The sequence below is a fragment of the uncultured Senegalimassilia sp. genome, from assembly GCF_934632265.1.
Taxonomy (GTDB): domain Bacteria; phylum Actinomycetota; class Coriobacteriia; order Coriobacteriales; family Eggerthellaceae; genus Senegalimassilia.
Genome location: NZ_CAKTYH010000091.1, coordinates 1 through 7,921 on the forward strand (window position 1 = coordinate 1; position 7,921 = coordinate 7,921).

Annotated in this window: 6 protein-coding genes; 3 read left to right on the forward strand and 3 right to left on the reverse strand. The window is 60.8% G+C overall.

Annotated features, from left to right (window positions below):
- Positions 1–518 precede the first annotated feature (518 nt).
- Positions 519–845, forward strand: coding sequence for a hypothetical protein (locus Q0H50_RS07120; protein WP_294420888.1), 327 nt, complete (start codon positions 519–521; stop codon positions 843–845).
- Positions 846–1,505: 660 nt separating this feature from the next.
- On the forward strand, positions 1,506–2,195 hold the full coding sequence (locus tag Q0H50_RS07125; protein ID WP_294420889.1) for a DUF1292 domain-containing protein: 690 nt from the start codon (positions 1,506–1,508) through the stop codon (positions 2,193–2,195).
- A 276-nt stretch (positions 2,196–2,471) separates the two neighbouring features.
- On the opposite strand, the gene nrdD is transcribed toward Q0H50_RS07125, so the two are convergent.
- The gene (gene nrdD / locus Q0H50_RS07130) at positions 2,472–4,694 is read right to left on the reverse strand and encodes an anaerobic ribonucleoside-triphosphate reductase (protein ID WP_294420890.1); all 2,223 of its coding nucleotides are present in this window, start codon (positions 4,692–4,694) and stop codon (positions 2,472–2,474) included.
- Positions 4,695–5,387: 693 nt separating this feature from the next.
- On the opposite strand from nrdD, the gene Q0H50_RS07135 reads away from it, so the two are divergent.
- Positions 5,388–6,314 (forward strand): cation diffusion facilitator family transporter, encoded by a 927-nt coding sequence (locus Q0H50_RS07135; protein WP_294420892.1) that lies wholly within the window; start codon positions 5,388–5,390, stop codon positions 6,312–6,314.
- Positions 6,315–6,704: 390 nt separating this feature from the next.
- Here the strand turns inward: Q0H50_RS07135 and Q0H50_RS07140 are convergent, their stop codons facing one another.
- Both Q0H50_RS07140 and Q0H50_RS07145 read right to left on the reverse strand, forming a co-directional pair.
- Positions 6,705–6,947 carry a hypothetical protein gene (locus tag Q0H50_RS07140; RefSeq protein ID WP_294420894.1) on the reverse strand — a complete coding sequence of 81 codons (243 nt, stop codon included), beginning with the start codon at positions 6,945–6,947 and terminating at the stop codon, positions 6,705–6,707.
- Positions 6,948–7,101: 154 nt separating this feature from the next.
- A partial coding sequence (locus tag Q0H50_RS07145) for an N-acetylmuramoyl-L-alanine amidase (protein WP_294420896.1) occupies positions 7,102–7,921 on the reverse strand: 820 nt, incomplete at its 5' end.

Below are 7,921 nucleotides of genomic sequence, written 5' to 3' on the forward strand. Positions count from 1 at the left end.
GGCTTCACTGGCTAATTGATAGTTTAAAGTGATTCCGTCTGTCCAGTATCCGGTTCTCAAGGTTCCCGCCTGCGGGGTTCGTCCCCCGCGGCTTTCGCTCAAGCGCTTTCGTGCTTGGCGCAAGATTGAATAATACGCGCACCCCCGGGCCGTGTCCAGAACTATTTTGCCTTTGGCGTCATCTTCACATTCTGCACACATGTGGGGTTTGGAGGGGTCCGGAGCCTAGGCGCACGATGCTTCTGTCTTAGTTCTTAGAGCATGCCGAACTGCGTGTTCAGACTCAATCGGACAGACGGGTATTTCGATGCAGCTTGAGCAGATTCGAGGCCTGGCTTCTCCCTTACTGATGTAATACCTGCTTTTTACATTCGGTCGTTAGTATTCGATTTAGGTTAGGCGGGTTGGACCGCGGATGGCAAGAATGCCAAAGGACTGCAGTCGGCGTTGCTTGACGTTCGCACGTCTAGGAGTCTCGGGTCGTCTGCGTAGGCTGATGGCGATTGAGGAGGTTTGGCATGGGACGCGTGAAGCTTCATCTTGTGAGGTACATGGCTACGTACACCATCTTGATGTTCGTCAGCTTCCTATTATGGCAAGCTGCTGGAAGCCCCGCGGGGGCCTTGAGCGTAGGGGCTTCTGCTTGGGACACTGCTTTTACGGCGGGCGCATCGGGCAATCCCCTGGCGCTTGCTTCCGACTTCCTTATCGGGTTCTCTCTTGTGGCGTATCCGCTGTATTGCGCGATTAAGGGCTTTTGCAAGCGCATCTTCGGTCGCAAGGGCGGACTGCGTGGGGCGCAAGGAGCGCTTTCCTGCGATACACCCTCGGCTTCCGCCCGCTAGAGCATAATATGAATCGCCCTGTTGACGCTTTTCGCCACGATTCGCCTTGAGGCTTGTTGGGGCCACGTTGGCGATGTGGGATTCATAGCATGATTGCGTTTTGCAGGTTGGCATCTTCGCTTACCAATATGAGGGGGCTTTTGCGTGGTCGCAAAAGCCCCCTTTCTTATTAGGCGGCGGCTGAGCGCACGCTATCGCGACTTTTGATTCGCTCCTTTTTCTTCCAGTTGCCGATCTTCGACAAATGCTGTTTTCGGCGTTTCCGCGCTTTGCCCTAAGACTCCGAACCGCCATATCATTACTATCTTGCATAGCGCATACCGCGCTGCTGATGCGTCTGCCGCTTCGAAAGCGCGCATAGCCGCCGAGGAGCGCGATAAACTGAACGAGCATCATAAGCGATTTAGCGCAATGCGCACGGCAGGGCTTTTGCCATGAACGATTCGCATGTACGCGATCGCGCAGGGCGGCGCGATGAGTCAGAAGCATGGCGCCGACCTTTATCTCGGACTCCGGACTGTTCGAGCTTATGGAATCGCGTCAATGCGTAGGGCTCCGATGTGAGCGACTATGGAGGCATGGCTGAGGGTTTACGAAATGCGCCGGAGACCCGAAGGGCCTGTAGGCTATCCCGCTGAACGACGATGAAAGGAACGGCGAATGAGCGCAGAGAACGCTTCGCAAATCAACGATTTGAGGTTCAAGGTGGAAAACGAGGACGGCGCTGTGCTGGAATGCGAGGCGCTGCTAATGTTCGATAGCCCGTTTTTCGGGAAAAGCTACGTCGTGTACACCGACGGCGGCACCGACGAGGACGGCTTCACGAACGTGTATGCGTCCTCCTACAACAAAGATACGCTGACGCTGCCCGAGGATTCGGGGTTCGCGTCCATCGACCTGTCCCCCATCGAGGACGACGAGGAGTGGAACATCATCCAGGAGCAGCTTGAACGGTATCAGCAGGCGGCGGGCGGCGCCGAGCCGCAAGACGGCGAAGACCCGATCCCGCTAATCACCGAGCTGAACAACGGAGCCGAGCTGGAGCCTTCCTTCGAATATCGCTTCGAAGACGGCAGCACGGTGACGTTCCTCATGGAGCTGAACGAGGCGCCCGAAAATGAGCTTGACCTGGTGCGATTCAGCATGCCTTCAAGTGAGCACGAGCGACTGGTGAACGCGTTCCTTCAGGAGCAGTTCGGAGGGTTCGACCCCGCCGACTCCGGGCAGCAGCGTACCCGCCAGGTATTGGAGGCCATGGTGGTGAGCCGCGGCGAGGACGGGATGTGCATGCTGGAGCCTCAGCAGTGCCACGTGTTCTACAAGCATCGCAACGACGCGCTGCAGGCGTAGCACGAAAGCGAGAAGAGCGAAGGGCCGAATCCTCGCGGGTTCGGCCCTTCTTGTTGCAACCCGGCGTTTTTCGCGCGAAAAGCCTGGCAGGAAACCTAAAACCAAGCACAGGAAAGCCGCCCGAGGGCGGCTTTCCTGTTGTAATAGGTTGCTTGCGAAGCGGGCACCCCTGCGTTTGCGGGTGCAGCGCGGCCCTTGGGCAACGTACGGACCCGCTTGACGACCTACGATCACTGGCCGGCGTTCAGCCTCGCTTGGCGAACGGCTAGCCTGCGTTTACAGGTGCAGGACGCGGTCCTTGATTTCTTGGGTGCGGCCCTGGTTCCAGAACTGGGTTCCGATGTATCCGCAGGTACGGCGCGCGACGTTGAGCTTCTCCTGATCGCGGTTGCCGCACTTCGGGCATTCCCACACGAGCTTGCCGTCGTCCTCGACGATCTGGATCTCGCCGTCGTAGCCGCATTCCTGGCAGTAGTCCGACTTCGTGTTCAGCTCCGCGTACATGATGTTGTCGTAGATGTACTGCATGACGCGGATGACGGCCTTGAGGTTGTCCTGCATGTTGGGCACCTCGACGTAGCTGATGGCCCCGCCAGGGGAAAGGCGCTGGAAGGCGCTTTCGAACTTCAGCTTGTCGAACGCGTCGATCTTCTCGGTGACGTGCACGTGGTAGCTGTTCGTGATGTAGCCCTTGTCCGTGATGCCCGGGATGATGCCGAAGCGGCGCTGCAAGGCCTTCGCGAACTTGTACGTGGTGGACTCGAGCGGCGTGCCGTACAGCGAGAAGTCGATGTTGGTGGCCGCCTTCCACTCGGCGCACTTGTCGTTCATGTGCTGCATGACCTCCATGGCGAACGGAGTGCCCTCGGCGTCGGTGTGGCTGTGGCCCGTCATGTACCTGACGCACTCGTACAGGCCGGCATAGCCCAGGCTGATGGTGGAGTAACCGCCGTAGAGCAGCTTGTCGATGGGCTCGCCCTTCTCAAGGCGTGCGAGCGCACCGTATTGCCACAGGATGGGCGCCGCGTCGGAGAGCGTGCCCTTCAGGCGGTTATGGCGGCACATGAGAGCCTTGTAGCACAGCTCGAGGCGCTCATCGAAGATCTGCCAGAATTTGTTCATGTCGCCGTACGAGGAAAGCGCCACGTCAGGCAGGCTGATGGTGACGACGCCCTGGTTGAAGCGGCCGTAGTACTTCGGCTTGCCCGGTTCGTAGTTGCCGGCGTTGGCCACGTTGTCGTAGCCGTTGCCGGAGCGGTCGGGCGTGAGGAAGCTGCGGCAGCCCATGCAGGTGTAGCAGTCGCCGTTGCCCTCGGTCTCGCCCTTCGACAGCTTCAGCTCGCGCATCTTCTTCTCGGAGATGTAGTCGGGGACCATGCGCTTGGCCGTGCACTTCGCCGCCATCTTGGTGAGGTAGAAGTACGGGCTGTCCTCGGTGACGTTGTCTTCCTCGAGCACGTAGATGAGCTTGGGGAACGCCGGGGTGATCCACACGCCTTCCTCGTTTTTGACGCCCTCGTAGCGCTGGGCGAGCGTTTCCTCGATGATCATGGCGAGGTCGCGCTTCTCCGCTTCGCTGCGCGCCTCGTTGAGGTACATGAAGACGGTGACGAACGGCGCCTGGCCGTTGGTGGTCATGAGCGTGACCACCTGATATTGGATGGTTTGCACGCCGCGGCGGATCTCGTCGCGCAGACGGCCCTCGACGACCTCGGTGATGCGGTCGGCGTTGGCCTCAAGGCCCAGGGCGTTGATCTCCTGCAGCACCTGGCGACGGATCTTCTGACGGCTGACCTCAACGAACGGCGCGAGATGCGTCAGCGAGATGGACTGGCCGCCGTACTGGCAGCTGGCCACCTGGGCGATGATCTGCGTGGCGATGTTGCAGGCGGTGGAGAAGCTGTGCGGGCGCTCGATGAGCGTGCCGGTGATGACGGTGCCGTTTTGCAGCATGTCCTCCAGGTTCACCAGGTCGCAGTTGTGCATGTGCTGCGCGAAGTAGTCGGAGTCGTGGAAGTGGATGATGCCCTCGTTGTGAGCCTCAACCACGTCGGCCGGCAGGAGCAGGCGCATGGTGATGTCCTTGGAGACCTCGCCCGCCATGTAGTCGCGCTGCACGGAGTTGACCGTAGGGTTCTTGTTCGAGTTCTCCTGCTTGGCTTCCTCGTTGTTGCACTCGATGAGCGACAGGATCTTGTCGTCAGTGGTGTTGGACTGGCGCTTGAGCGTTTGGTTGTAGCGATAGATGATGTACTTGCGCGCGACGGAGTAACGGCCCTGCGCCATGATCTGATTCTCGACCATGTCCTGGACCTCTTCCACGGACACGGTATGGCCCGAGCGGCTGCAAAGCCACTCGACGCTGTGCGCCGCCAGCGCGATCTGGTCTTCGGTCAGGCGCTCCTCGGGAACGACGTCCCCGTTGGCACCCTTGATGGCGTTGACGATCTTGTTGATGTCGAACGTGACCTCGGAGCCGCTGCGCTTGATGATCTTCATGCCGCTCACACCCTTCTTGCTTCTCGCGCAAGGTGCCTGGCGGGCGCCTTGCGGATTACCTTCATCCGAGCGCAAAAGGCCACACAGGGCATGACCTGCGCGTTCGGAAATTTCGTGAAAATTTGCGACCTCGGTGCGTTCGGGTCGCTTGGTTGGTGTCCCTATCATACGCTATTTCGCCCCAATATATTGTGTTTTATTCCGCTGAAAAATCCATGGATGGGGGTATGGGGTTGTTTTCCACCATGCCTGGAAAACCGCGAAACCCCCGGTCGCCATTCGTAAAGCGGCATTTTTCGAAAGCGTTTTCGGCAGTGGTTTTCCACCATCCAAAACAATGCGGATTTCGGCGAAAGGGGCGGCAAACGCATGGGTTTCGCGACACTTTCGCAAGAAGGGGTTGACGCGGCCGGGCTTCTAGTTAGGGGCGAGAGCGAGCGGCGTTCTCGGGCACGTTTTCCGGATCAGGAGCCGACGCCGGCGACGATGCGAGGCGGGGAACCGGACGCTGCTTTCGCCCGATTTCCCGCGAAACCGCCCAGAACATGCCCTCTATTGTTAAAAATTTTCACGAACCGCAAGTCACCGATGACATACCCGGTGCGCGTGCTTAGTATGGGTTTATTTCAAAAGCGCTTTGCCGCCCGGTGGGCTGGAAAACCATGCGGCAGGCGATGCAGGAGGATCGGCATTATGGATACAGAAAAGCGCGCAAATAGCGCAGCGGCGGGCGGAACCGCCGGCTCGGAGCTTGATGAGAAGCGTATCGCGAACAAGCTTGCCATCGTGGGAGTAAGCGGCAACGTGGCGCTGTCGGCGTTCAAGTTGTTCGCAGGCATATTCGGCAACTCGGCAGCCATGGTCTCAGACGCCGTGCATTCGCTGTCCGATGTGTTCGCCACCGCCATTGCCTTCCTGGGCGTGAGGATATCGCAGCGAGACGCGGACGAGAGCCACCCGTACGGCCACGAACGTTTCGAATGCCTGGCGTCGATGGCGCTTGGCCTGATATTGGCCGCAACGGGCGCCGGCATCGGATTCGCCTCGATCCAGTCGATCGCCACGGGCGCGTACCAACATGCAACGGCCCCCGGCTGGCTGGCGCTATCGGCCGCGGTGGTGAGCATCGTCGCAAAGGAGGGCATGTTCTGGTACACGCGGTATTGGGCGCGCGCCATGAACTCCGACGCGTTCATGGCAGACGCTTGGCACCACCGCTCCGATGCGCTGTCGTCGGCCGGCGCGCTTGTGGGCATCGGCGGCGCCATGCTCGGGTGGGGCGTGTGCGATCCGCTGGCGTCCATCGTCATCTGCCTGATCATCTTCAAAGTGGCGTTCGAAGTGCTGCGCGATGCGGTGGACAAAGTGACCGACACGCCTTGCGCGCCCACGTTCGAGCTTGAGGTGCGCGATTGCATCCTGGCGCAAGACGGGGTGATGCGCATCGACGCGCTGCGCACACGCAAGTTCGGCAACAAGGTATATGTAGATGCGGAAATCGCCGTCGATGGGCAACTGCGGCTGGTGGACGCCCATGCGATAGCCGAGCGCGCCCACGATGCCGTCGAGCAGCGCTTCCCCACCGTGAAGCACATCATGATCCACGAGAATCCCGCGTAAGGGCCGCGAACGCGACGGCTTTTGCGGGAAGAGCTGCGGGAGAGCACGACCGCCCGCAAACGACGTCGGAGGGGCGAAAGCGGAATACGCGCTGCCGGAATACAGCTGAAGCGTTGCCGACGCGATAAAGGGCGAGCACGATGATAGCAGTCGAACCAGCAAACGCCATCGGGCCAGCCGCAGCCGAGAACAGCTGCCCCTGGCAAATCGCTGCGTGTTGCGGGGATAGGATGAGGGGCTTTCCCTATTCGCTATACTGGGGCGCATGGCAAGTTACCAACATATATCGCATTATCTATCGGGTAGCAAATAAAAAGCGAGGTCAGAACCCATATCCTGACCTCGCCGTATCGTCTCGGTACACCCGGCGGTACAAAACTGCCAGAAAAGTCACCCGTTGAGCATCTGCAGCAGGTTGCGAGCCGCCGCCGTCTCGTCGATGATGCGGGCGCGCTCGAAGTCCCACACGCGCTCCATGGCGGCCCGCACGCGGGAGTAGCCGCATCCGCACACCAGGTACACCGCTTCGCGCTGGGCGGGCGGCATGGTGGTACGCTCAAGCTTCGCCGCAAGCTCGGCCTTGGTGGCTATCTGCTTGAGCCTGCGCCGCGCGTTATGTCTCGCATCGTCCATGCGGTAAAGCCTACAGGCGCGGCGGGCGGCAAAGGTTGCAGTTGCGGCAACGGATAGGTTACGGCTCGGTTTCCGACTGCAACGAGCAGGCAACGAGAAAGCCCCACTCCCAGTAGGAGCAGGGCTTCACAACCTTGCGGCTGTTCGAAGGCGCTTATGCGGCCGCCTGCAGGCTGAACGTGTAAGCCCGGCCGCCGTTGCCCGCGTAGTCGTCCCAGCTTCCGCCGGTGTCGGTCAGGTCGCGCATGTTCGGCAGTCCGTTGACGTTGTACTCCGCGACCAGCCAACCCGTCTTGTTCGGGTCGGCGGTCTCGTAGTAGCAACGCACGGCGGTGATGGGCGAGCCGTCTCCGGCGCAGCCCCACATCAGGTCGCCCTGGTTATAGCCGTACACGGGGTCGAGCCATCCAGATGCCTCGGTGCACACCTGGTACCAGCCAGGCATGTCGATGGCGAGCCAGCGGATAGGTTCGCCGTTGCCCGCGAACGTATCGCCGGAGCCGCCGGTGTCGGTGTGGTCAACCATCTCGGGGAGCCACCAGCTGCCGCTCGGGTCGGTGGATGCCGCGTAGGTGATGGCAATGTCGCTCTGGTTGTACTCAGGGTGCCAGTTGGTGCCGGACGTGTCGCCGGAGCCGGACGGCGTGTAGCCGCCGCCGATGTAGGCGTTTACGTCCTGCTTGAACTGGTCCCAGGAGCGCCCGAACTCGTTGAAGTACGTGGTCGGGTCCACGTGGTCCGTGCCGCCCCAGATGTAGCGGCAGTCGTTGTGGCTGAGCAGGCGGTCGATGCCCCAGCCGCGGCTGTTGAGGTAGTCGCCGGCCCAGGCTACGGCCTGGTCCCACTGCGCCGAGAAATCCTCCCAGTTCGTGGCGTGCGCCAGCTCGATGCCCACGGTGGCGTAGTTGCCGTTGCCCACGTGCCAGCACAATGCCCAGTCCGGGACCGTGTGGTACACCACGGAGCCGTCCAGC